A 22120-nucleotide genomic window follows, 5' to 3' on the forward strand; every position below is an offset into this window, starting at 1 on the left:
AGGGGCCCGCACTGCCCCGAAAAGCCCCGTGGACGGGCTCAACAGCAAAACGTTGCAAAAAAGATAAGCGAACTGTCCACTTCCCAAGAACGGCGCGGTGAAATCGCCCGCGCGGCGGCCGCTGACGTGGGGCCCAAGCGCCGGAATCGGCCGATCATACGCCACCGAAATCGGAAACGCCATGGAAATCGCGTAAAATTGAAGGCCTGCCCGGAGCGGGGCAGCTATAAGTCGCAAGCAAATGACCTCCACAGGAGTTGCCCAAATGCCCAAAGACCGAAGCACCACCGACTCTTCAGCCGGCGTTTTGAACGCTGGCGGAACTAACCAAGGCGCACCCAGGGGCGCTAAGAAACCACGGCTGCGCCGTCGTCGGCTCCGTGAGTCCGACGTCAACGTTGTCGACCAGCCCATGCTGAAGAAAGCGCTCGGCGGCACCATCGTGGGTAACACCATGGAGTGGTACGACGTCGGTGTATTCGGCTACCTGATCACCACCATGGGTCCGGTCTTCCTGCCGGAAGCGGACAAGTCCGTCCAGACCCTGTTCCTGCTCGGCACCTTCGCCGCCACTTTCATCGCCCGCCCGCTCGGCGGCGTCGTGTTCGGCTGGCTTGGCGACAAGATCGGCCGGCAGAAGGTTCTCGCCGCCACCCTGATGATCATGGCAGCCAGCACGTTCGCCGTCGGCCTCCTGCCCGGCTACGCGCAGATCGGCATCTGGGCCGCGGTCCTGCTGGTCCTGTTCAAGGTGATCCAGGGCTTCTCCACTGGCGGCGAGTACGCCGGTGCCACCACCTTCGTGAGCGAGTACGCCCCGGACAAACGGCGCGGATTCTTTGCCAGCTTCCTGGACATGGGCAGCTACCTCGGCTTCGCCGCCGGTGCCGCCCTGGTGTCCGTGCTGCAGCTCACCCTCGGCCAGGACACGATGGAGCAGTGGGGCTGGCGCATTCCGTTCCTGCTGGCCGGTCCGCTTGGCCTGATCGCCGTGTACTTCCGGAGCAAGATCGAGGAATCCCCCCAGTTCCAGGCCACCCTGGACGCGCAGGAGAACCTCGCCAAGGACGCTACCGCCGCTGACGCGGCCGCGTCCAAGGGCCCGGTCGGCATCGTGAAGGCCTACTGGCGCTCCATCATCGTCGCCATGATCCTGGTCGCCGCGGCCAACACCGCCGGCTACGCCCTGACGTCGTACATGCCGACCTACCTGACCGAGTCCAAGGGCTACGACGAGGTGCACGGCACGCTGCTGACCATCCCCGTGCTGGTGATTATGAGCCTCTGCATCCCGCTGACCGGCAAGCTCTCCGACCGGATCGGACGCCGCCCCGTGCTGTGGATCGGCGCCCTGAGCACCGTCGTCCTGGCCGCCCCGGCGTTCCTGCTGATCGGCGTCGGCGAGATCTGGTCCACCCTGGCCGGCCTTGCCCTGATCGCCTTCCCGGTGACGTTCTACGTGGCCAACCTGGCCTCGGCCCTGCCGGCCCAGTTCCCGACGGCCAGCCGCTACGGCGCCATGGGCATCGCGTACAACTTCTCGGTGGCCATCTTCGGCGGCACCACACCGTTCATCGTGGCCGCCCTGATCAACGCCACCGGCAACGACATGATGCCGGCCTACTACCTGATGGCCACCTCGGCGATCGGCGCAGTGGCGATTTACTTCCTCAAGGAGTCCGCCCAGATGCCGCTGCCGGGCTCCATGCCCAGCGTGGACACCCAGGCCGAGGCCCGCGAACTGGTCGAGACGCAGGACGAGAACCCGCTGATCGACCTCGAGCACATGGACATGCCGCTCACCCCGGCAGAGGCCACCGACGGCGACGCCGGCAAGGTTCCGGCCCCGGCCTAGCTAGCCCGGCCCGTCCCTGCGGACGGACCCCGTAGCCAAGCGCCCCGCCCGTAAAGGCCCGTCGCGCGCGCTTCCCGTTCCGGAAGCGTGCGGGGCGGGCCTTTGGCGGGTCCGCATCCCTTCCGTATCCGCACCGCACCCTCTGGAGGCCCGAATGCAGTCCCTGCTGGGACACGTCCGCGTGCTGCAGCGCCTTGGACCGGCAAACCGGGACCGAGCCTCGGCGCTGCGTGTTGCCGTCAGCGTGGCCGGGCCCTCATTGGCGCTGCTCGCGGCCGGGCGGCCCGACCTGATCGTCTATGCCGTGTTCGGCGCCCTCACCGGAATGTACGGCCGGTCCGAACCCCACCAGCTCCGGCTCAGGCACCAGCTCCAGGCGGCCCTGGTCCTGCTCGGCGGGCTGGGCGTGGGCGTCCTGCTCTCGGTCCATCAGCTCCACTCCTGGACGCTCGTGGCCGTGGAGTCGGTCCTGGCGGCCGCGGGATCCTTGTTCGCGGACAAAGTCGGCTTGAAACCCAACGGGCCGTTCTTCGGGATCCTCGCCCTCGGCGCATGCGCCTCCATCCCCACCCCGGGCCCGTGGCCGCTGGCGGTGCTGGTCGGTGCCGGGTCGGCTGCGTTCTCCATCGCGGTCGGTTTCGGCGGCTGGGTCCGCGGCCGGGTGTGGGAGCGCGGCGCGGACCGTGAGGTGCCGCCGTTGCGCGGCATGCGCCGTCGTGCCGCCTGGATCCACGCGGCACGGTATTTCGCCGCGGTCGCCGCGGCGGGCAGCATCGGGGTGGGGAGCGGCAGCGGCCACCCGCACTGGGCGATGGCCGCGGCGGCCGTTCCGCTGGCGGGGGCTGACCTGCCCAGCAGCGTCTACCGCGGGGTGCACCGGATTGTCGGCACCCTGCTGGGCCTGGTGGTGGTGGCCGCGGTGCTGTTCCCCTGGGCAGGGTCGCCGTTGCGGCTTTTGCCTGGCCACGAAACGGCCGTCCTGGCCGTCCTGGTGATCGTCCTGCAGTTCACCACCGAGCTGTTTATGGCCCGGCACTACGGTCTCGCGATGGTGTCCTTCACGCCCGTCATCCTGCTGGTGACGCAACTGGCCTTCCCCGCCGATCCGCACCTCCTGGTGGCGGAGCGGGCGGTCGAGACCCTGGTTGGCGCCTGCACCGGGATCGCCGTGGTGGTCCTTATCCGCCGCCGTCCGTCCGCGGCGGCTCCGGGCGGGTAGCCGGGCGCGCCCCTACTTCGCCCGCCGCGGCGGACCGGCCACAAGCCGGGCCGGCAGCACCCGCGTCGCCGCGGTGAGAATCTTGTAGCGCTTGCTGGGGATCGAGACGGCCTTGCCCTTTTCGTTGTCCGCCAGGCCCTCACGGACCACCTGGTCGGCCTGCAGCCACATCCAGCGCGGCGCCACCGTTTTGTCCATGCCCATCCGGTCGTGGAATTCGGTGTGGGTGAAGCCAGGGCAGACGGCGGTCACCTTCACCCCGCGCCCGGCGTAGGCGAGGTTGGCCCAGCGGCTGAAGCTCAGCAGCCAGGCCTTAGCGGCGGAGTACGTTTCCCGCGGCAGGAAAGCCGCCACGGACGCCACGTTGATGACCCGGCCGGACCGCCGCTGCAACATTCCCTGCAGTGCGGCGTGGGTCAGTTCCATGGCCGTCTGGACGTGCAGCCGGAGGTGCCGCTTTTCCTCGGCGATGTCATTGTCCGCGAAGGAACGCAGCAGTCCCATGCCCGCGTTGTTGACCAGGATCTCCACCGGCCGCGCCGGGTCGCTGAGGCGTTCGACGACGGCGGCCACGCCGCCGTCGTCCGCCAGGTCGGCGCGCAGCACCTCAGCACGGACGCCATAGCGGTTCTCCAGGTCGGCTGCGCTGGCGCGGAGCCGGGCCTCGTCGCGCGCCACCAGGACCACGTTGTGCCCCTGCTCCGCGAGCTGGCGGGCGAACTCGGCCCCAAGTCCTGCGGTGGCGCCGGTGATCAGGGCGGTGGAGGCCGTCGCGGACGGTCCTTGAGCGGGTGTGTTCATAGCCACAGCCTAGCGGCGCCGGATGCGTTGGTTTAGGCCAGGGCCGGTCCTGCGGCCAGTTCCCCTTCGGACGGTCCGTCAGATGCACTGTCCGTGGCACCGGCAGGTCCGGCGCCCGTCAGCTCCGCGGTGTCCGGCGCGGCGCCGTCGTCCGCCGTCTGGTAGCGCTGCTGCAGCTCGTCGGCGGCGAGCTCGTACCAGGTGTGCGCCCCGAAGGACGGGTGGGGGGTGTCCAGGTGGCGGTACAGGGCGTCGGCCAGCTGTCCCAGCGCGGCGTCGGAGAGTGCCTGCACGGTGGCGGCCGGATCCAGGGTGCCCTCGAAATAGTCGGAGAGTTCGAGCCCGTCGATCAGGTCCGGTCCATCCGGTGCAGGGGCCGGCGCCGCGTCCCCGGGAGCCTCGACGCCGGCGTTGACCCGGCCGTGGACGCTGCCGGTGATCTCGCCGTCCAGATCGGCGAGGACTTCGCCGTCAGTGCCGACGTGCAGCAGGCAGATCGGCAGTTCTGCCGGTTCCTGGAGCATAAGGCGGAAGCCTTCGGTCGCGGCGGCGGCGACGGCGGCGCCGGGTGCAGCCGGGCCGGAGGCAGGGTCTCCGGTCGCCGCGAGCTGCCGGAGGTAGAGCAGGATCTCAGGATCGAGGTGGGAGGCGCCGTGCAGGTCGATGCTGACGTCCGCGCCGGCGGCTAGACGGCTGGCGCGCCGCATCATGTGCAGCAGGTCGGGGTAGTTTGCCTGGGTCAGGCAGCCGGTGACTTCGAGGGTCACCTGTCCGGGATCGACATCAACACGGACAAGCACACGCAGTTTGTGGTTCACGGGGTTCTCCAAATGAAGCGTCCTTGAGCCAACTGCATAACTCAAGCTAAACCATACGAGGTTGTTGCGCGGGCCACAAGCGGTCAGGCCCCGGCGGGTTCCTGTTCCGGCCAGTCGATGCACTGATTGTAGGCATCGTGTTTGCGCAGATAGCGGTAGATGTAGGGGCAGTGCGGAATGATCCGTTTCCCCGACGCCACGACGTCGTCGAGGGCGAAGTGTGCGAGCACCCCGGCGAGCCCCTGGCCCGCGAATTCCTCGGCGGTTTCGGTGTGGATGAAGTCCACATGCCCGGGCCGGTCGATGTAGCGCACCTGGACCGCAAGCTTGCCGCCCACGTGAAGTTCATAGCGGTGCAGGGCATCATTACGGGTGGTGGAGACGTCCGGGGCGAACGTGTCTTCAGTGTCTACCGAGTTCTCCGTCATGGTTCGACATTGGCACTTAAAGGCGGGCGTGGCAATGGCAGTCCGGATCCGGCGGCACTGGTGCCGGGGCTGCGGGCCGGAACGCGGCCCAGGAGCAGCACGGCGAGAACAAAGCAGGCCGCCCCGCCGCCGAGGAGCCCCACGGTGAGCCCGTTGAGCGCCGCGTCGGTGACCGGGATGAAAACGACGACGGCGGCCGTTACCACGGCGGCGGCCGGCCGGGCACGTGCGGTGCCCGGCGCCGTCGGCCGTTCCTCGAGTCGCCCGAACAGTGCCAGCACCGGCAGCAGCAGGAGGAGGACGCCCAGCAGCGCCAGCGGCCTGGTCCACCACCATGCGGCAGTTCCCCCGGCGGGCTGCGGCAGATCCGTCAGCAGCAACAGGCCGGACATCGCCGCGAGCAGCGGCAGGTGCCACAGGTAGACGGTCATGGAACGCCGTCCCGCCCGGGCCAGCAGCCTGCGGACCCCGCCGAGGGCGGCCAGCCGGGTGAGCAGGGGCCGGAGCAGTTGGAGCGCCGAGGCCTGCGAGACGGCCAGCAGGAACAGGGTGAGGTTGGGCGGGTTGAGGTTCACAAGCATGTTTCCGGAGTACAGGCGCAGCACCACCAGCAGGCCGAGGACCAGGTTGCTGCCCGCCACCAGGCCGAGGAGCGCGGCGGGGCCCAGGCTCGGCAGCGTCCCGTCGGCCAGCAGGAAGCCAAGCTGCTGTACGGCGCACCACAGGAACACCATGTTGGCGTAGGCCAGCTGGGGCACGGCCCCGCGGAGGCAGTCCACGGCCACCACCAGCGAGACGAGCACGGCCAATGTCAGCCAGGGCGCCCGGGCATGGAGCGCGGCCAGCCACGGGAGGTTCAGCTGCGCCGCCAGGTACGCGGCCAGGAACCACAGCGGCATGCCGGCGCCGCTGGCCAGCAGCTGGATCACCTGCGGGTCCACGCCGCTGAGCCGGGCGGCCCACAGGCCGGTGAACATCACGGCCAGCAGGACTGCGGCCGGACGGATCAGCCGCAGCAGCCGGCCCTGGATGAACTCGAGGGCGCTGCCGCCCAGGGACCGCAGCCGCCGCCAGGAGTGCAGGCCGGTGATTCCGCCGGCGACGAAGAACAGCGGCATCACCTGCAGCACCCAGACCACGGGCTCGAACCAGCGCTGGTTGCCAAGGGTGTTTTCGGAGCTCACGGTGCCGTCCGGGTGCAGGACCGGGCTGACCATCAGGGTATGGCCGATGACCACCAGCGCGAGGCAGAAGAACCGGGTCAGGTCGATGACCAGGTCGCGCCCCGGCACGGATCCTGCCGGGCCGTCCGGGAGCGGCTGCCGCGGCGCCGGCAGGCCGACGTCGGAATCTGCCAACGCGCCCCCTTCGAGCTGTGAGCGTAGAACCTTCCCTGTTGCCTCCATTGTCGGCTCTGGGGCCGCCGGCGGCCAGACCCGCCGGCCGGTCAGCGCGAGAGCGTGGCCAATGCCGTGGCCACAAAGGTCCCCGCCGCGGCGCCCCACTCGGTCAGCAGTCCCTGAAGGTTCTCGCCGTCCCGGCGGTGGGTGGCGGTGCGGGTTTCGAGGGTCCTCAGGACGCCCGTGCGCAGCTCCGTGTTGAAGTTGACCTTGCCCACGTTCATGCTGGCGGCCTTGACGAGCTCGGCGGCCGGAATGCCCGAGGCGCCGTGCAGCACCAGCGGAATGCGGGTCCGCACGGCGATGTCCTGCAGCACGTCCCAGCGCAGCTCCGGCTCGCCCTGGTACCGGCCGTGGACGTTGCCCACGGCTACGGCCAGCAGCTGGGCACCGGTGCGGGACACAAAGTCCCCCACCTGCGCGGAGTCGGTGAGCCCGGCCGTCCCGGCGGCCGGGGCGCTGCCTGCGGCGTCGGCTCCGAAAGCGCGGTCCTCGTCGCCGGCGAGTCCGCCGAGCTCGGCCTCGATCACGATCTCCCCGGCGAAGCCGGCGCCGTCCAGGACGGCGCGCGCGGCGCGGACCAGGGCGATGTTGTCCTCGTAATCGAGCGAGGACCCGTCCACCAGGACCGAGTCGGCCCCGGCGGCCGCGGCGCCGGCAATCACCGCGAGGTCTGAGGCATGGTCGAGCTGGACGGCCACCGGGACGCCGGCGTCGTCGGCCAGGCCGCGCAGCGCGGCGATCAGCCGCAGGCCGCCGGACGTGGCCGCGGTGCTTGGCGAGACCAGCAGGATGGCGCCGCGGCCGGCGTCCTCTGCCGCCGCCACGACGGCGAGCGCCGTCGTGAAGTCGTAGCAGGTGAAGGCCGGGACGGCTGATCCCTGCTGCAGGGCGGCGCCGACGAGGGAGTCGAGACGGGCTCGCATCAGACGCTCAGGCCTCCCACCAGGATCCAGGCCACGAACGTCAGCGCGAAGCCGGCCAGACCCAGCACGGTGGTGAGCACGGTCCAGGTCTTGAGGCCGTCGGCGACGCTGAGGCCGTAGTACCGGACGACCACCCAGAAGCCGGCGTCGGTCACGTGGGAGAGGCCCAGGGAGCCGAAGCCGATGGCGATGACGATCACGGCAATCTGGGCCGGGGTGTAGCCGCCGCCGGCCACGGCGGAGGACAGCAGGCCCGCCGTGGTGACAATCGCGACCGTGGCCGAGCCCTGGGCGGCGCGGAGGGCCAGGGAGATGATGAAGCCCAGCAGCAGCAGCGGGACGCCGAGGGTGTCGAGGGATTCGGAGAGGGCCTTGCCGATGCCGCTGACCTGCAGGACCCCGCCAAAGACGCCGCCGGCCGCGACCACCAGCAGGATGGAGGCGATCGGGGGCAGGGCCCCTTCAAAGATTTCGCCGGTCTCCGTCAGCGACCACTGGCGGCGGACAGCCAGGAGGAAGAAGCAAAGCGCAACGGCCACCAGGAGGGCGAAGACGGGGGTGCCAACGAAGGACGCGACGCCGTACCAGAAGCTGTTCTTGTCGATCACGAGGGTGCCCACGGTGCCGAGCAGGATGAGCACGATCGGGGTGGCGATGAGGGTGATGATGAGGGCGGGGCGGGGCGCGGCCAGGGCCTTGCTGCCGGGCCCGTCGTGGCCGACCCGGACCAGGGAGGCGGAGCCGAACTCGTCCACCTGTGCCTTGACGGAGGGCAGCAGTTCGTAGTCCTTGCGGTTCATGATGGAGGCCACAAAGTAGGACAGGAAGCCGAGCGGGACGCAGATCGCGAGCGAGATCAGGGCGATCAGTCCGATGTCGGCCCCGAGCACGCCGGCGCCGGCCACGATGCCCGGGTGCGGGGGCACGGCCACGTGGATGGCCAGCATGATGCCGGCCATGGGCAGGCCGAACTTCACCGGGTGGACGTTGGCGATCTTGGCGAAGGCGTAGACGATCGGCACCAGGACGATGATGCCGACTTCGAAGAAGACCGGGATCGCGACGAGGAAGCCGACGGCGGTGAGGGCCACGGCCACCCGGCGGGCGCCGAGTTTGGCGGTGAAGTGGTCCGCGAGGGACTGCACGCCGCCGGAGACCTCGATCATCCGTCCCAGGATCGCGCCGAGGGCGATCAGCAGGGCCACCTTGCCCATGGTGCTTCCGACCCCGTTGGCCACCACGGTGAAGACGTCCTTGAGCGGGATCTGCGCGGCCACGGCCACCAGGATGCTGACGGTCAGCAGGGCCACGAAGGCCTGGATCTTGAAGCGGATGATCATCAGCAGCAGCAGCGCAACGCCGGCCACCGCGATGGTCAGCAGCAGCGGGGTTCCCAGCTCCACGGCCGGCTTGATGACGGGCGCGTCGGCCGCGCGCACCATCAGGGAATTGAGCAGGGGGTTCATGCGGGGGTCTCCTTTGACGTCACTTTAGCCAGTGAGGGTGATTTGGACGACGACGGCGGACGGCGCCGCCGTCGTCGGTAGGGGGTTCCGGAGGGATCCGGGCTGTGCGGTGGTTTAGGCGTTGCGCTTGGTGGGGGCGAGGACCTTGATGACCGCGGAGTCGTCGGCGGCGGCGAGCCCCTGGGCCTGACCCAGCAGGTAGAGCTGTTCGGCGGCGGCGGCCACGGGTGCGGCGAGTCCCGCCGCCCGGGTGGCCTTGCCGACGATGCCCATGTCCTTGACGAAGATGTCCAGGCGGCTGAGGACCTCCGCGCCGCTTTCCGTGTAGGCCTCGAGGATGCGGGGGCCGCGGTTGGAGAGCATAAAGGAGCCGGCGGCGCCGGCTTCCAGGGCCGCGAGCGTCTTGGCCTGGTCCAGGCCGAGGGCGTCCGCGAGGGCCATCGCCTCGGCCGCGGCGGCGATGTGGATCCCGCAGAGCAGCTGGTTGACGGTCTTGAGGGCCTGTCCGTCGCCGGGCTTGTCCCCCACGACGGTCAGGGTCGAGGCGAGCAGTTCCAGGACCGGGCGGGCCGATTCCAGTGCCTGCGGTTCGGCGCCGACGACGATCAGCAGGTCGCCTTCGCCGGCGCGCTTTGGCCCGCCGGAGAGCGGGGCGTCAACGAGGCAGACGCCGTACTCGGCGAGCCGGGCGACGGTGGCCGGAATGGCGTCGGTGCCGACGGTGCTGCCGAGGATGACGACGGCGCCCGGCTTCAGCACGGCGGCGACGCCGTTTTCGCCGAAGAGGACATCGTCCAGCTGCTCGCCGTTGCGGACGGCCAGGAGAAGTGCATCCGCGCCCTCCGCCGCTGCCCGGGCGGAGGCGAAGGTGCGGACCCCGGCGTCTTCTGCGAGCCGGAGGCGGGGCTCGGCGATGTCGAAGCCGTGGACGGTCAGGTCGGTGGCGAGGCGGGCGGCCATGGGCAGCCCCATGGCGCCGAGGCCGAGGACGGTGACTTGGTAGTTCATGGTTTTCTCCGTTGAAAGCTGGGGCTGGGACTAGAAGGTGTTGCTGAGTTTGCGGGTGACCTGGGCCAGGGATTCGTCGTCGCCGACGTTGCCGGCGAAGACCACATACGGGATGCCCTTGGCGGGACCGTCCACCGGCTCCCACAGGCTGACGATGCCCGGCAGCATGGGGCCGCGGACGATCGCGTGGCGGATTTCCAGGCCGTGGGCGGCCACGTCCGAGGAGGTGATGCCGCCCTTGGCGATGACAAAACGCGGCGGGAACGTCTTCAGCGTCCGGTTCACCACGGCGACGACGGCGGCCGACACGGTGCGGGCAATCCGCAGGCTCTCCGCGGCGTCATCCGTTTTGATGAGCAGCCGGCTGGTGTGCAGGATGACGTCGGCGCTGTGCAAGGCCTCCACCACGGTCCGGACAATGTTGTCCAGATAGCCCTCGGCGTCGCCGTCGAGGAGTTTTTCGACGTCGATTTCCACGATGCGGGCGGCGCGGTGCTGCTCGACCAGGGCCTTGAGCTGGCGGGTGGTGACGCCGACGTGCGAGCCGACCACAATAAGGCCGCCGGCGTCCGAGGGGGTGTTGCCCGCGTGGGCTTCCTCGCCGCTGAGTTCGGCACGGATCTCCTGGCCGATGCGGCCGCGGACGAAGGGCGGGCCAACCCGGTAGAGCAGTTTCTTGCCGCGGCGTTCGGCTTCCTCCAGGCCCAGGGCGAGTGCACGCAGGTCGTTTTCGGTGACAATGTCGGCCACGATCGGGGTGGAGTCCGTGGCGGCGTCGATGGCGTCGGCGATGGCCTTGGCCGAAACCTGGGGATCGCCGTCCGGGCCGGCGGCGCGGATGACGTCCAGGTCCAGCACGATCACCGACTCCGCGGGGAACCGGCCCTTGGACTTCTCTTCGACGTATTTGGCCAGCTCTGAGTTCGCGAAACCGAAGCTCGCGTCCCTGGCGAATTCCGTCTCCGCCACGGGGGTGAGCCGGCCGGCACTGGTGCCGGTGCCGCGCATGTAGTGCACGCCGCCGATTGTCACGCGCCCCGCGTCGGGGAAGGCGGGGACGATCACGACGCCGTCGGTCGGCCCGCCGCCGGCGTCGGCGACGGTGGCCGCGATGGTGTCCGGCTCCAGCGGAAAGTGGCCGCGGAGGGTGGAGTCGCTGCGGCTGACGAACCCCAGGCGAAGTGTGGAAGCGGCGTCGGGGGAAGCGGCGCCGTCGCTCACGAGGGCGGCTGCGGCAAGGGCGTTGCGGACCACTTCCTCGTTGCGGGCGGCCGCCTCCGCGGGGTCCAGGCTGCGCGTGTTGGTCAGCACGTAGACCGCGTCGGGGCGGCGGCCGTCGATCCGGTGGCCGAACGCCCAGCTGAGGTCCTCGACCTCCCAGCGGGTCAGAACCGGCAGGTCCGCGACGGACTGCGTTCCGGTGGGGTCGTCGTCGAGCACCACCAGGATGCGCGGTGACGCTCCGGCCGCGGCGGCCAGGGCGTCGGCGACGGTCCGGGCGGGAATCTGGACCTCGGCCGGGAAGGCGGCCAGCACGTCGGCTTCATAAGGCTCTGCTTCAAAGGTCACTTGCACTCCATTGTGGGAATTCTGCTGCGTTGGTGATTTGTAAGATGTCTGACATCTAACATTTGAATGCTAGTCTGGCATACGGCACAAAAACGCGCAAGTAGACTGGTCAGTCAGGTAACTCGGTGGCGGCGGATGGGGAAAATTGGCTAGGAAATCGTTGGTCGGCGTGGTGGCAGACGAGCTGCTGGACCGCATCATTGCCGGCGAATTTCCGCCCGGGGCATCGGTCCCCGGCGAGCTGGAACTCAGCGCCCGCCACGACGTGAGCCGCATGACGGTCCGCGAGGCGATGAAGACCCTGGAAGCCCAGCAGATCCTGAGCGTGGAGCGCGGCCGGGGAACATTTGTGAACCCGCTGAACCGCTGGGCCTCACTGGAGGCAGTGCTCCGGGCGGCCTCAGAGGGCGAGAACGACGCCGCGGCCGCCGTCCAGTTGATCGAACTGCGCCGGATGCTGGAAACCGGCGCCTGCGAGCTGGCCGCGGGACGGATTGGCGAGGCCGACCTTAAGACCCTTAGCGGGCAGGTGGAAGCGATGCGCGAGGCGCATGAGAAGCACGACGTCGCGGCGTTTGTCGCGGCCGACCTGGCTTTTCACGACCTCATCCTGCGCGCATCGGAGAATGTATTTGTGGCCGTGCTGTTCGCACCGCTGCACCGGGTACTGGAAAAGCGGCGGACGCAGACCTCCGAGGTGCGCGACATCCAGGCGCATGCGATCGGCCATCACCGCAGCATCGTGGAGGCGCTGTCCACACGCGATCCGCAGCGCGCGCGGGAGGCCATGGACGCCCACATGCAGCAGACCCTCGATGACCTCAAGACCTACGTCCTGGCGGAACCCCGGGCCTGACACGCCGGCCGGGGCGCCCGGCCGGGGCTCAGGCGGACAATTCAGGCGAGCGAGAGGAAGAGCTTCTCGAGCTCGGCCCGGTCCAGGCTCGGATCCTCCTGCTGCATGCACTGCTGCAGGCCGGTGGCGATGATGGAGAAGCCGGCCTTGTCCAGGGCGCTGGAGACGGCGGCAAGCTGCGTCACGACGCTCTTGCAGTCCCGCCCCTCTTCGATCATGCGCGTGACCGCGGCGAGCTGGCCCTGGGCACGGCGAAGACGGTTGATGACGGACTTCATGTCGCTGGGATCGAGTTCCATGGGTGGCCTCCCGGAGTAATTGGATTCCTCTCCATGGTATACCCCCCTTGGTATTTCACATACCCCGGGTGGTATAGGAAGGGCGGGTCGACGCGAAAATCAGGGGGCGCTAGGGACATAAGTACCTAGCGGAGCCGCACATTCCGGCGTATTGCTGGCATTGTGAACGCGGCCAGCTTCAGCAATCCGGCAGAGGCCCGAAAAGGTGCACACATCACCGGCTCCGGGCCCTGGACACGCTACGTCGCCCTGGGAGACTCCTTCACCGCCGGCCTGGGCGATCCGGAGCCCCTGAACCCCGGCGGCATGAGGGGCTGGGCGGACCGGATCGCCGAGGAATTCAGCGCCGTACGCCAGGATTTCGCCTACGCCAACCTGGCCATCAGCGGCCTCGTGCTGCAGCAGATCGTGGACCAGCAGCTCGCCCCGGCGATTGCCCTGAAACCGGACCTCGTCACCCTCTCCGCCGGCGGCAACGACCTGGTCTTCCACCGGCGCGACCCGGACCGGCTGGCGGCCAGCCTGGACGAGGCCGTGGCGGCGCTCTCCGCCACGGGGGCGACGGTGGTGCTGTTCACCGGGCCCGACTGGGGGGATACGCCGGTCTTCAGCCACATCCGGGGCAAAGTCGCCGTCTTCAACGAGAACATCCGGACCATCGCCGCCCGCCACCACGGCGTCATTGCCGACCTGTGGACGCTGCGGCAGTTGAGCGACCCCCGGATGTGGGATCCGGACCGCCTGCACTTCTCCCCGCTCGGCCACCACACGATCGCCTCCATGGTGCTGGACACGCTGCACGTCCCGCACGGCCTGGAACCGCTGCAGCCCAAGCCGCTGCCGGCCGGCAACTGGCGGGAGACCCGGGCCGGCGACCTGGCCTGGGCCACGCACTACCTGCTGCCCTGGATGATGCAGCGCGTCCGCCCGCGCGCCGGCAACTTGCCTCCCGCCCCGAAGCGTCCCGAGCCGGGCCCGGTCTTCGGCTGGCCGGACACCGCGGCCCACCCCTAGACCCCCGCCCCTAGTCCGGCCGGGATCTGTCGGCTAATCTGCAGGGACGGCCCCAGCCGGAGACTGCAGACCGATGGCGATCATGAGGAGCGAAGTTGTCTAATCACACTTACAGCATTTCTGAAATTGTCGGGACCTCGAATGAAGGCGTGGACGCCGCCGTGCGCAACGGCATCGCCGAGGCCGCGAAGACGCTCCGGAACCTGGACTGGTTCGAGGTCAAGGAGATCCGCGGGCACCTCGAGAACGGCCAGGTGGCCGACTGGCAGGTGACGATCAAACTCGGGTTCCGGCTGGAGCGTTAACGTCCGGGAAGGACCGCCCATGCAGTACCGCCAGCTGGGCCGCTCCGGCCTGAAGGTCTCCCGCCTCTGCCTGGGCACCATGAATTTCGGGCCGCAGACCGAGGAAACGGCCGCGCAGGCGATCATGGATGCCGCCCTGGACGCCGGCATCAACTTCTTTGACACGGCCAATGTCTATGGAGGCTCCAAGCACCGGGGCTGGACCGAGGAGATCCTGGGCCGCTGGTTCGCCAAGGGCGGCGAGCGCCGGGAGCGGACGGTGCTCGCCACCAAGGTGTTCGGCACCATGGAGGACCGCCCCAACGAGTCCAGGCTCTCCGCCCTGCACATCCGCCGCGCCCTCGACGCGAGCCTGCAACGCCTGAAGACCGACCACATCGACCTCTACCAGTTCCACCACGTGGACCGGAACACGCCCTGGGAGGAGATCTGGCAGGCAGTGGAGGTGGCGGTGCAGCAGGGCAAAATCCTGTATGCAGGCAGCAGCAACTTTGCTGGCTGGCACCTGGCCCGGGCGCAGGAGTCCGCGGCCCGCCGGCATTCCTACGGCCTGGTCAGCGAACAATCCATCTACAACCTGCTGACCCGCGACGTCGAACTCGAGGTGATCCCGGCAGCGCAACACTACGGCCTGGGCATCCTGCCGTGGTCTCCGCTGCATGGCGGGTTGCTGGGCGGGGTGCTCAAGAAGGAAGACGCCGGCGTCCGCCGGACCCAGGGCCGCGCCCTCGAGGCCCTCAAAAAGCACCGGAACCAGATCCGCCGCTACGAGGACTTCGCGGACGAACTCGGCCAGGAACCCGGGCAGCTGGCCCTGGCCTGGCTGCTGCACCAGCCCGCCGTGACGGCGCCCATCGTCGGCCCGCGCACCCAGGAACAGTTGAGCGCCGCCCTGGGCGCGCTCCAGGTGAAGCTCGACGCCGAGGCCCTCACGCGCCTGGACACGATCTTCCCCGGCCGCCGGACCGCCCCGGAGGACTACGCCTGGTAGGGACTGGCGGCCTTTCCGGGCCGTATCCCGGCGCAGTTCCGGCGAGCGGATGGGCCAAATTTCCCCGTGAACTCAGGGATTTACGAAACTTTTCGGCGCGCCGGGTGGCATTTTGATAGTAAGCATGATTAGTATTTAGGCAGAAGGATGAAGCGCACCCGGCAACCCGGGTGTCTCCTCAACGAAAGAGAAGGGCCGATAAAAATGGGTTTTTTCGCATTTCTGATTCTGGGTCTTATTGCCGGCGCAATCGCTAAGGCTATCCTGCCGGGCCACCAGGGCGGTGGATGGGTTATCACGCTCATCCTCGGCGTCGTGGGTGCCCTGCTGGGCGGCCTCATCGGTAGCGCACTTTTCGGCACCGGACTGCAGGAATTCTTCTCGCTGACGACGTGGCTGCTGGCGATCGGTGGTGCGATCATCGTACTGCTGGTCTACGGCATGATCACCAAGCGCTCGCACCGCTAAAACGGAGCGACCGGAAAACCGGTCCCGGGATTTATTTCCCGGGGCCGGTTTTTTGGCACCGGGCCAGTATTCGAATTCGACTTCCAGAGCACCAAGAGCAGGAGTACAGCATGAAAGCCAAACTTCTTTTCGGCACCGGACTCGCAGCAGGCTACGTCCTCGGATCCCGCTCGGGGCGGGCGGCCTACGAAAAACTCAAGGCCAGGGCGGCAAGCCTCTGGGAGAGCAAGCCCGTGCAGGACAAGGTGGCCGCCGCGACCGAAGCGGTCAAGGAAAAGGCCCCCGAGGTGTCCAGCCAGCTGACTGAGGCCGCACGCCGCGCGGGCACCGTGATCAGTTCCGCCGTCCGCCGGGACGACTCCGCGGACGTTCCCGCCGATGTCTCCTCCGATCCGGCGCTGAACGACACGACCGGGCAGGACTGGTCCGACGAAGGCGGCGCCACACCGGCCGGCCCGGCCACCAACGTGGACGCGGCGAAGCACTGACGGACCCGGGAGCGGGAACACTCACCGAGTGGCGGCGGCCGCCGCGCCGGGAGCAACCCCGCCCAGCACCACGGTGGCATCCAGTCTCCGCGAACTGAACACACGGCCGGAGAGCCCGCTCACGGCGAAGATCCCGACGGTCCGGGGCGCCTGGCGCCGGCTCGTCTCGATCAGCAGGTGGCCGCCCGGCGCCAGCCATTCCGGCGCCGCGGCGGCCACCCGCCGCTGCAACTCCAGCCCGTCCGGGCCCCCGTCCAGGGAGACCAGTGGTTCATGCAGCCGCGCTTCCGGCGGCATGGTCCCGATCATCGCCGAGGGAACATAGGGCGCATTGACGGCCAGGACATCCACGCGGCCGCGCAGCCGCTCCGGCAGCGCATCGTAGAGATCGCCCTCGTGGACCTCGGCCCCCAGCGGCTGCAGGTTGCGCCGCGCACAGGCCGCGGCGGCAGGGTCGACGTCGGCGGCGTGCAGTTCCAGCGGCCCGGCCGCGGCGGCCAGCGCTGCCCCCACGGCGCCGGTGCCGCAGCAGAGATCCACCACAACAGGGGTCCCGCCCGCGGGGCGCGCCTGCAGGAGCCTCGCGGCCAGCCGGACGAGATAGCCGGTGCGGCGGCGCGGCACAAACACCGCGGGGTCCACCGCGATGCGGAGACCACAAAACTCCGCCCATCCCAATACGTGTTCCAACGGCAAACCGGAGACCCGGCGCCTGAGAAGCACCTCCAGGTCCGCGGCGGTGGCCGCGGCCTCCAGAAGCAGGGCAGCCTCATCCTCGGCGAACACACAGCCGGCGGCGCGGAGCCGGCCGGCCACCTCGGTCCGCTGCGCGGGAACAGCCTGCACGGATCACACCCTTTCCGCCGACCGTCCCGGCAGCAGGTCCTAGAAGCCCCATGCTATCCAAGGGCACCCAGACACCCCTGTGAACTTGCTGGAAAATCTATGTGCAAGCGCTTACAGTTGTGACTTGGCTCTCAGGTGCCGGTCTCCCGCATCCACCCTTCGTCGAGGCAACGTCGCTCACCCGGAAGGTTTCCATCGTGTCCACCCGCAGCTCCAGCCTGCCCCGGCCGCCCCGTTTCAGGCGCGGCCTGGGGCTCCCCCAGCCCCGCCCCGCCGCCCGCACGCTCACGGCCCTGGCGGCGGCGCTGGCCGTCGCCGCCGTCGCCGTCGTTCCCGCCCACGCCGCCCCCGGGGGCGGCGATCCGGGCACTCCGCCGGGGTCGCATGCCCTGCGCGGGCCGGTCACGGACGAGCGGTTCTACTTTGTGATGGCGGACCGGTTCAGCAACGGCAGCACGGCGAACGACGACGGCGGCCTCGGCGCCGACCCCATGGTCTCCGGCTTCGATCCGACGAAGAAGGGGTTCTACAACGGCGGGGACCTCAAGGGCCTGCGGGAGAAGATCGACTACATCCAGGGCCTGGGCACCACGTCGATCTGGCTGACCCCGAGCTTCAAGAACAAGGCGGTCCAGCCGAAGGACCAGTCCGCCGGTTACCACGGCTACTGGGTCACCGACTTCACCCAGATCGACCCGCACCTGGGCACCAACGCGGAGCTGAAGACCCTCATCGACGAGGCGCACGCCCGCGGCATGAAGGTGTACTTCGACATCATCACCAACCACACCGCCGACGTGATCAGCTACCAGGAAGGCGACCGGACGGCCTACAAGTCCAAGGACGCCTCGCCCTACCGCACCGCCGCCGGCGAACCGTTCGATGACCGGCACTACGCCGGTACCGGCAGCTTCCCGAAACTGGATGCTGCCACCTCCTTCCCGTACACGCCGAAGCTCGCGCCCGGCGACGAGAACCTCAAGGTCCCGGCCTGGCTCAACGACCCCACGCTCTACCACAACCGCGGCGACACGACCTTTGAGGGCGAAAACTCCTCCTACGGCGACTTCTTCGGCCTGGACGACCTGTTCACCGAAAACCCCGCCGTGGCGGACGGCATGGCCGGCATCTACGAAAAATGGATCGGCGACTTCGGCGTGGACGGCTTCCGGATCGACACCATGAAGCACGTCAACGACGAGTTCTGGCAGCAGTTTGGGCCCCGCGTGCTCGACTACGCCAAGGCGCACGGCAAGGGAGAGTTCTTTATGTTCGGCGAGGTCTTTGACACCTCCAAGAGCTTCACCTCGCAGTTCACCACCCGCAACAAGATGCAGGCCGTGCTGGACTTCCCGTTCCAGGACGCCGCCCGCAACTTCGCCTCCCGCGGCCAGGGCGCCAAGGAGCTGGCGACCTTCTTCGACGGCGACGACTGGTACACCGACGCCGATTCGAACGTCTACGAGCTGCCCACCTTCCTCGGCAACCACGACATGGGCAGGATCGGCAGCTTCATCACCGCGGACAACCCGAACGCGGACGACGCCGAACGCGTCGCCCGGGACCGGCTCGCGCACGAGCTGATGTACTTCTCGCGCGGCAACCCGGTGGTCTACTACGGGGACGAACAGGGCTTTACCGGCCCCGGCGGGGACCAGGACGCCCGGCAGACCATGTTTGCCAGCAAGGTCCCGGACTACCTCGACGATGACCTGCTGGGCACCGACGCCACCCACGCGTCAGACAACTTCAACCCCTCCCACCCGCTGTACCAGGAGATCAGCAAGCTCGCTGCGCTGACCTCCGAGCACCCGGCCCTGCGCAACGGCGCCCACCAGAACCGCTACGCCTCCGACGGCCCGGGCATCTACGCCTTCTCCCGCACCGACGCGAAGGACCAGCGCGAATACGTGGTCTCGGTCAACAACAGCACCAAGGCCCAGACAGCCGCGGTCCCCACCTACGTGGGCAAGCGCACCTTCACCCGGATCTACGGCGACGCGAGCGCCGAGGTCAAGACCGCGGCGGACGGGAAGCTGACGGTGACGGTTCCGCCGCTGTCCGCGGTTGTCTACGCGTCCTCAGGCCGGATCCCGCACTCCAAGGCGGCGCCCGCCGTCGTCCTGCAGGAACCGGCAGCGGCGGCCGCGGACAACAGCCGCGTCCGCGTGGCGGCCGACGTCGACGGCAGCTCCTTCTACGAGGTCACCTTCCAGGCCCGCACGGCCGGGGGCGAGTGGGCCTCCATCGGCACCGATGACACGGCACCGTACCAGGTCTTCCACGACGTCTCCGCCCTGCCCGCCGGCTCGGCGGTCGAGTACCGCGCAATCGTGCTGGACAACGGCGCGCACACCGCCGTGAGCCGGCCCCGCGCCGGCACCGTCCCGGCCCCGGCGCTCAGCATCGTCAACCCCAAGGAAGGCAGCAGCGTCCGCGGCAAGGTGGAGGTGGGCGCCGTCGCCAGCCCCGACAAGGCCGACTACGTGGTCCGGTTTGAACGCAGCATCAGCGGCGGTCCCTGGTCGAAGTTCGGCGAGGACAGCTCCTCCCCCGCCTACACCGCGGTGGACGACCTGGCCAAGTTGCAGGTGCCGGACGGCACGCAGCTGCGCTACCGCGCCCTGATGACCGTGCCGGGCGCCGGCGAGATCATCAGCGGCATCCGCACCGTGGTGGCCGGGGACCTTCCGCAGCCCGCCTCGGTCACCGTGGCCGGGAGCCTCGACTCGGAACTGGGCTGCCCCGGGGACTGGCAGCCGGCCTGCCCCGCGGCCTTCCTGAAGCTGGACCCGGCGGACAAGATCTGGCGGCTAACCGTTCCCGATCTGCCCGCCGGCAGCTACGAGTTCAAGGCCGCGATCAACGGCTCCTGGGACGAGAACTACGGCGCGGGCGGCGGGGCCAACGGCGGCAACATCGTGCTGAACCACCCCGGCGGCGCCGTCACCTTCCGCTACGACCACAGCACCCACCTGATCAGCGCCGTCTACGCCTCCCAGCAGCCGGCGGCGGTTGCGGTGGCCGGGGACCTCGACTCCGAGCTCGGCTGCCCGGTCGACTGGATGCCGGACTGCCCGCAGGCCCAGCTCGCCCTGGACCCGGCGGATCTCGTCTGGAAGCTGACCATCCCTGACCTGCCGGCCGGCACCTACTCCTACAAGGCCGCCCTCAACCGGTCCTGGACCGAGAACTACGGTGCGGGCGGGGAACCGGGCGGCGGCAACATCAGCCTGGCGCACGGCGGAGGGCCGGTCACGGTCCGGTACGACCACGTCACCCACCGGATCAGCGCCGGCTAACGCACCGGCCCGGGCAAGGGCGTAAGCGAAGGCCGGCATGCGCCCCGGGGTGCATGCCGGCCTTTCGCTGCGCCGGAGACCAGGGCCCGGGGACCTTTGGCTGGCCCGCCGGCGCTCAGCTGACGAGGCGGAGGTGCGGGACGGCCCGGGCGGATGCGAGCCGGGTTGCCAGTTTCTGGGCCGCGGCGGCCGAGGGACGGGCCGCGGGATCCATCGCCGTCATGGCGGTCAGCAGGGACGTCCACCCAGTGCCGAGGCTGGCCGGGATCTCCGGTGCCCGCAGGGTGCGGGCCACCAGCGACTCGACCGGGGTGCCGGGGTAGGCCTTGACGCCGGTGAGGCATTCGAGCAGCACCAGCCCCAGCGCGTAGATGTCCGCGGCAGCGTGGACCGGCTGTCCCGCCGCCTGCTCCGGGCTCATGTAATGCACGGTGCCCGACGAGTCGCCGGGCTCCGGGGCCGTCCCGGCGGCAGTGGCGATCCCGAAGTCGGCGATTCGTACCGAACACCTCCGGAGCGCACTGAGCAGGATATTGGCGGGTTTGATGTCGCGGTGGACGAGTCCGCGCCCGTGCACGTGCCCGAGTCCGGACAACGCGGCGGCGGCCCAGCCGGCCACCCCTTCCGGAGCGCAGGCGCCGCCGCGGATCCGCTCCGCCAGGCTGCCGCCAAAAGCGAATTCCTCGACCAGGAACGGCCGGCCGGCCCACTGCTCACCGCCGGGAACGGTTCCGGCGGCAATAAACCGGACGACGCCCGGGTGGTCCAGCGAGGCGAGGATCCGCGCCTCGGCATGGATCCGGCTGGCATCCTTCTCGGCCGGACCCTCGGCCACCTTGATGGCCACCGGCCGGTCGTTGGACAGGTCCGTGCCACGGAAGACGGTGGCGGTCGCCCCACGGCCCAGGAGTTCATGGACCAGGAAGCGCCCCTCGGGGGCGTCCGGAAGGGGCAGGATCTTGGCGTCGAGGCCGGCCGCGGCGGGCACGACGGCGGGAAGGTCCGCCACGGTCGCAGGCGCCGCAGTCACGAGAGCGCGAGCAAAGCGTTGGAGGTATGGACGATGCCGTCAAGCTGGAACCCGCAGGAGCAGCGCCACACCGGCGGAAGGTCGGCGGAGCCGCTGCCGGCGTCGAACGAGTAGACGGACATGGCGTCCAGCACCGGCGCCGTCCATTCCATCGGCGTACCGCAATGGCTGGGCGCCGGGCTGGCCGTGTTCAGTGGCAACGAGGGCGCGACGGCGCCCGGCTCTGCGGCTGACAGGGGCGCAGCAAAGGGGGCCGTACCGGCTCCCGGGGTCCCGGTGATCGTCAACAACTCAGTCACGACTCCTCCACGCACACGATTATCTGACACAAGTAGTAAGCATACATATCACTAGTCGAACTAGCTAGTTGGTATGCCGTGATACTTTGCCGGCCGGCGCGGGGAGGGTTCAGTGGTGTCCGGGCTGCCCGTCGAGGGCTTCGGTCATGCGGCGCAGGAACCCGACGATGATGCGGCTTTCCTCTGCACTCAGCTCTTCGGCCACGGCCAGCATCCGGCGGTGCATTTCTCCGAGGGTGGTGCGGACCTCCGAATCGGTGGCCGCCGTCGGGACGATCACGAGGGAGCGCCGGTCCGTGGGGTGCGGTTCGCGGCGGACGTGGCCGCTTTGGACGAGCCGGTCAATCAGCGACGTGGTGGACGCCGTCGTGATTCCCAGGGTGCGGCTGAGGTCCTTTGGGCCGACCCGCTCCCCCGTCGCCTGGGCACGCAACAGGTAACGCAGTGCCAGCAGGTCCGTCTCGCCCATGCCCATAGAGTCCCGGGTGGAACGACGGGTTGCCACCTCGGCGGCGCGGTAGCTCCGCAGCGCATGCAGCACGGCCGCCGGGGGATCAAGCCGGTCGTCCGGGCCGTACCAGTACCCTGAGTGCGAGTCGCTGTCGGAGTTCATTCCTCAATCCTAGCTTGGCTAATTACTAGATGGCCTTGGAATGATAGGGCCCTGCCTCCATCAAGTGGAAAGTTGCCTGAGGCCATTGACGCGCATTGGCGTCAGGGCCATTATTTCCC

Annotated in this window: 22 protein-coding genes; 9 read left to right on the forward strand and 13 right to left on the reverse strand. The window is 69.2% G+C overall.

Annotated elements, in window-relative coordinates:
• Window positions 1-265: 265 nt before the first annotated feature.
• Complete coding sequence (locus tag E7Y32_RS04370) at window positions 266-1855, forward strand: MFS transporter (RefSeq protein WP_146336048.1); 1590 nt, start codon at window positions 266-268, stop codon at window positions 1853-1855.
• 154 nt (window positions 1856-2009) lie between these two features.
• The gene (locus tag E7Y32_RS04375) at window positions 2010-3074 is read left to right on the forward strand and encodes an FUSC family protein (protein WP_146336049.1); all 1065 of its coding nucleotides are present in this window, start codon (window positions 2010-2012) and stop codon (window positions 3072-3074) included.
• 12 nt (window positions 3075-3086) lie between these two features.
• Here the strand turns inward: E7Y32_RS04375 and E7Y32_RS04380 are convergent, their stop codons facing one another.
• The 8 genes from E7Y32_RS04380 to E7Y32_RS04415 all read right to left on the reverse strand — a co-directional run bounded on the left by E7Y32_RS04380 (window position 3087) and on the right by E7Y32_RS04415 (window position 11490).
• A complete protein-coding gene (locus E7Y32_RS04380) occupies window positions 3087-3875 on the reverse strand; it encodes an SDR family oxidoreductase (RefSeq protein ID WP_146336050.1) in 789 nt (262 codons plus the stop codon).
• Window positions 3876-3907: 32 nt separating this feature from the next.
• Window positions 3908-4693, reverse strand: a complete 786-nt coding sequence (locus tag E7Y32_RS04385) for a hypothetical protein (RefSeq protein ID WP_146336051.1) — start codon at window positions 4691-4693, stop codon at window positions 3908-3910.
• Between the two features lie 83 nt (window positions 4694-4776).
• Window positions 4777-5121, reverse strand: coding sequence for a GNAT family N-acetyltransferase (locus tag E7Y32_RS04390; RefSeq protein WP_146336052.1), 345 nt, complete (start codon window positions 5119-5121; stop codon window positions 4777-4779).
• Window positions 5118-6458 (reverse strand): acyltransferase, encoded by a 1341-nt coding sequence (locus E7Y32_RS04395; protein ID WP_261382598.1) that lies wholly within the window; start codon window positions 6456-6458, stop codon window positions 5118-5120. Before E7Y32_RS04395 ends, E7Y32_RS04390 begins: the two co-directional genes overlap by 4 nt.
• Before the next feature lie 110 nt (window positions 6459-6568).
• Window positions 6569-7447 carry a class II fructose-bisphosphate aldolase gene (locus E7Y32_RS04400; protein ID WP_146336054.1) on the reverse strand — a complete coding sequence of 293 codons (879 nt, stop codon included), beginning with the start codon at window positions 7445-7447 and terminating at the stop codon, window positions 6569-6571.
• A complete protein-coding gene (locus E7Y32_RS04405; protein ID WP_146336055.1) occupies window positions 7447-8913 on the reverse strand; it encodes a GntP family transporter in 1467 nt (488 codons plus the stop codon). Before E7Y32_RS04405 ends, E7Y32_RS04400 begins: the two co-directional genes overlap by 1 nt.
• A 114-nt stretch (window positions 8914-9027) precedes the next feature.
• Window positions 9028-9921: an NAD(P)-dependent oxidoreductase gene (locus E7Y32_RS04410; RefSeq protein ID WP_146336056.1), complete on the reverse strand. Its 894-nt coding sequence runs from the start codon at window positions 9919-9921 to the stop codon at window positions 9028-9030.
• Window positions 9922-9951: 30 nt separating this feature from the next.
• Window positions 9952-11490, reverse strand: coding sequence for a four-carbon acid sugar kinase family protein (locus tag E7Y32_RS04415; protein WP_146336057.1), 1539 nt, complete (start codon window positions 11488-11490; stop codon window positions 9952-9954).
• 145 nt (window positions 11491-11635) lie between these two features.
• On the opposite strand from E7Y32_RS04415, the gene E7Y32_RS04420 reads away from it, so the two are divergent.
• Window positions 11636-12346, forward strand: coding sequence for a FadR/GntR family transcriptional regulator (locus E7Y32_RS04420; RefSeq protein ID WP_146336058.1), 711 nt, complete (start codon window positions 11636-11638; stop codon window positions 12344-12346).
• 41 nt (window positions 12347-12387) lie between these two features.
• On the opposite strand, the gene E7Y32_RS04425 is transcribed toward E7Y32_RS04420, so the two are convergent.
• Window positions 12388-12645 (reverse strand): metal-sensitive transcriptional regulator, encoded by a 258-nt coding sequence (locus E7Y32_RS04425; protein WP_056736480.1) that lies wholly within the window; start codon window positions 12643-12645, stop codon window positions 12388-12390.
• 162 nt (window positions 12646-12807) lie between these two features.
• On the opposite strand from E7Y32_RS04425, the gene E7Y32_RS04430 reads away from it, so the two are divergent.
• The 5 genes from E7Y32_RS04430 to E7Y32_RS04450 all read left to right on the forward strand — a co-directional run bounded on the left by E7Y32_RS04430 (window position 12808) and on the right by E7Y32_RS04450 (window position 15911).
• Window positions 12808-13659 (forward strand): SGNH/GDSL hydrolase family protein, encoded by an 852-nt coding sequence (locus E7Y32_RS04430; protein ID WP_395940437.1) that lies wholly within the window; start codon window positions 12808-12810, stop codon window positions 13657-13659.
• Window positions 13660-13754: 95 nt separating this feature from the next.
• Window positions 13755-13964 (forward strand): dodecin, encoded by a 210-nt coding sequence (locus E7Y32_RS04435; protein ID WP_011690139.1) that lies wholly within the window; start codon window positions 13755-13757, stop codon window positions 13962-13964.
• A gap of 19 nt (window positions 13965-13983) precedes the next feature.
• Window positions 13984-14955: an aldo/keto reductase gene (locus tag E7Y32_RS04440; protein ID WP_146336060.1), complete on the forward strand. Its 972-nt coding sequence runs from the start codon at window positions 13984-13986 to the stop codon at window positions 14953-14955.
• A gap of 204 nt (window positions 14956-15159) precedes the next feature.
• A complete protein-coding gene (locus tag E7Y32_RS04445) occupies window positions 15160-15423 on the forward strand; it encodes a GlsB/YeaQ/YmgE family stress response membrane protein (RefSeq protein WP_146336061.1) in 264 nt (87 codons plus the stop codon).
• Window positions 15424-15533: 110 nt separating this feature from the next.
• Window positions 15534-15911 (forward strand): hypothetical protein, encoded by a 378-nt coding sequence (locus tag E7Y32_RS04450; RefSeq protein WP_146336062.1) that lies wholly within the window; start codon window positions 15534-15536, stop codon window positions 15909-15911.
• A gap of 21 nt (window positions 15912-15932) precedes the next feature.
• Here E7Y32_RS04450 and E7Y32_RS04455 read toward each other — a convergent pair whose 3' ends face one another.
• The gene (locus tag E7Y32_RS04455) at window positions 15933-16757 is read right to left on the reverse strand and encodes a putative protein N(5)-glutamine methyltransferase (RefSeq protein ID WP_146336063.1); all 825 of its coding nucleotides are present in this window, start codon (window positions 16755-16757) and stop codon (window positions 15933-15935) included.
• A 197-nt stretch (window positions 16758-16954) separates the two neighbouring features.
• Here E7Y32_RS04455 and E7Y32_RS04460 point away from each other — a divergent pair, with 197 nt between their 5' ends.
• Window positions 16955-20059, forward strand: coding sequence for an alpha-amylase family glycosyl hydrolase (locus tag E7Y32_RS04460; protein ID WP_395940438.1), 3105 nt, complete (start codon window positions 16955-16957; stop codon window positions 20057-20059).
• Between the two features lie 115 nt (window positions 20060-20174).
• Here the strand turns inward: E7Y32_RS04460 and E7Y32_RS04465 are convergent, their stop codons facing one another.
• From E7Y32_RS04465 to E7Y32_RS04475, 3 genes are all read right to left on the reverse strand, one after another.
• Window positions 20175-21089, reverse strand: coding sequence for a serine/threonine-protein kinase (locus E7Y32_RS04465; protein WP_261382535.1), 915 nt, complete (start codon window positions 21087-21089; stop codon window positions 20175-20177).
• Window positions 21086-21388: a hypothetical protein gene (locus E7Y32_RS04470; protein ID WP_146336064.1), complete on the reverse strand. Its 303-nt coding sequence runs from the start codon at window positions 21386-21388 to the stop codon at window positions 21086-21088. The genes E7Y32_RS04465 and E7Y32_RS04470 overlap by 4 nt, the downstream gene beginning before the upstream one ends.
• 109 nt (window positions 21389-21497) lie before the next feature.
• Window positions 21498-22001 carry a MarR family winged helix-turn-helix transcriptional regulator gene (locus E7Y32_RS04475; protein ID WP_146336065.1) on the reverse strand — a complete coding sequence of 168 codons (504 nt, stop codon included), beginning with the start codon at window positions 21999-22001 and terminating at the stop codon, window positions 21498-21500.
• Window positions 22002-22120: the final 119 nt, after the last annotated feature.

Origin of the sequence: Arthrobacter sp. UKPF54-2, from assembly GCF_007858535.1 — a bacterium.
In the GTDB taxonomy this organism is placed as follows: Bacteria; Actinomycetota; Actinomycetes; order Actinomycetales; family Micrococcaceae; genus Arthrobacter.

Coding starts and splice junctions, on each gene's coding strand:
- E7Y32_RS04370 (WP_146336048.1), top strand. CDS start 266: ATGCCCAAAGACCGAAGCACCACCGACTCTTCAGCCGGCGTTTTGAAC.
- E7Y32_RS04375 (WP_146336049.1), top strand. CDS start 2,010: ATGCAGTCCCTGCTGGGACACGTCCGCGTGCTGCAGCGCCTTGGACCG.
- E7Y32_RS04380 (WP_146336050.1), bottom strand. CDS start 3,875: ATGAACACACCCGCTCAAGGACCGTCCGCGACGGCCTCCACCGCCCTG.
- E7Y32_RS04390 (WP_146336052.1), bottom strand. CDS start 5,121: ATGACGGAGAACTCGGTAGACACTGAAGACACGTTCGCCCCGGACGTC.
- E7Y32_RS04400 (WP_146336054.1), bottom strand. CDS start 7,447: ATGCGAGCCCGTCTCGACTCCCTCGTCGGCGCCGCCCTGCAGCAGGGA.
- E7Y32_RS04405 (WP_146336055.1), bottom strand. CDS start 8,913: ATGAACCCCCTGCTCAATTCCCTGATGGTGCGCGCGGCCGACGCGCCC.
- E7Y32_RS04410 (WP_146336056.1), bottom strand. CDS start 9,921: ATGAACTACCAAGTCACCGTCCTCGGCCTCGGCGCCATGGGGCTGCCC.
- E7Y32_RS04425 (WP_056736480.1), bottom strand. CDS start 12,645: ATGGAACTCGATCCCAGCGACATGAAGTCCGTCATCAACCGTCTTCGC.
- E7Y32_RS04440 (WP_146336060.1), top strand. CDS start 13,984: ATGCAGTACCGCCAGCTGGGCCGCTCCGGCCTGAAGGTCTCCCGCCTC.
- E7Y32_RS04445 (WP_146336061.1), top strand. CDS start 15,160: ATGGGTTTTTTCGCATTTCTGATTCTGGGTCTTATTGCCGGCGCAATC.
- E7Y32_RS04450 (WP_146336062.1), top strand. CDS start 15,534: ATGAAAGCCAAACTTCTTTTCGGCACCGGACTCGCAGCAGGCTACGTC.
- E7Y32_RS04475 (WP_146336065.1), bottom strand. CDS start 22,001: ATGAACTCCGACAGCGACTCGCACTCAGGGTACTGGTACGGCCCGGAC.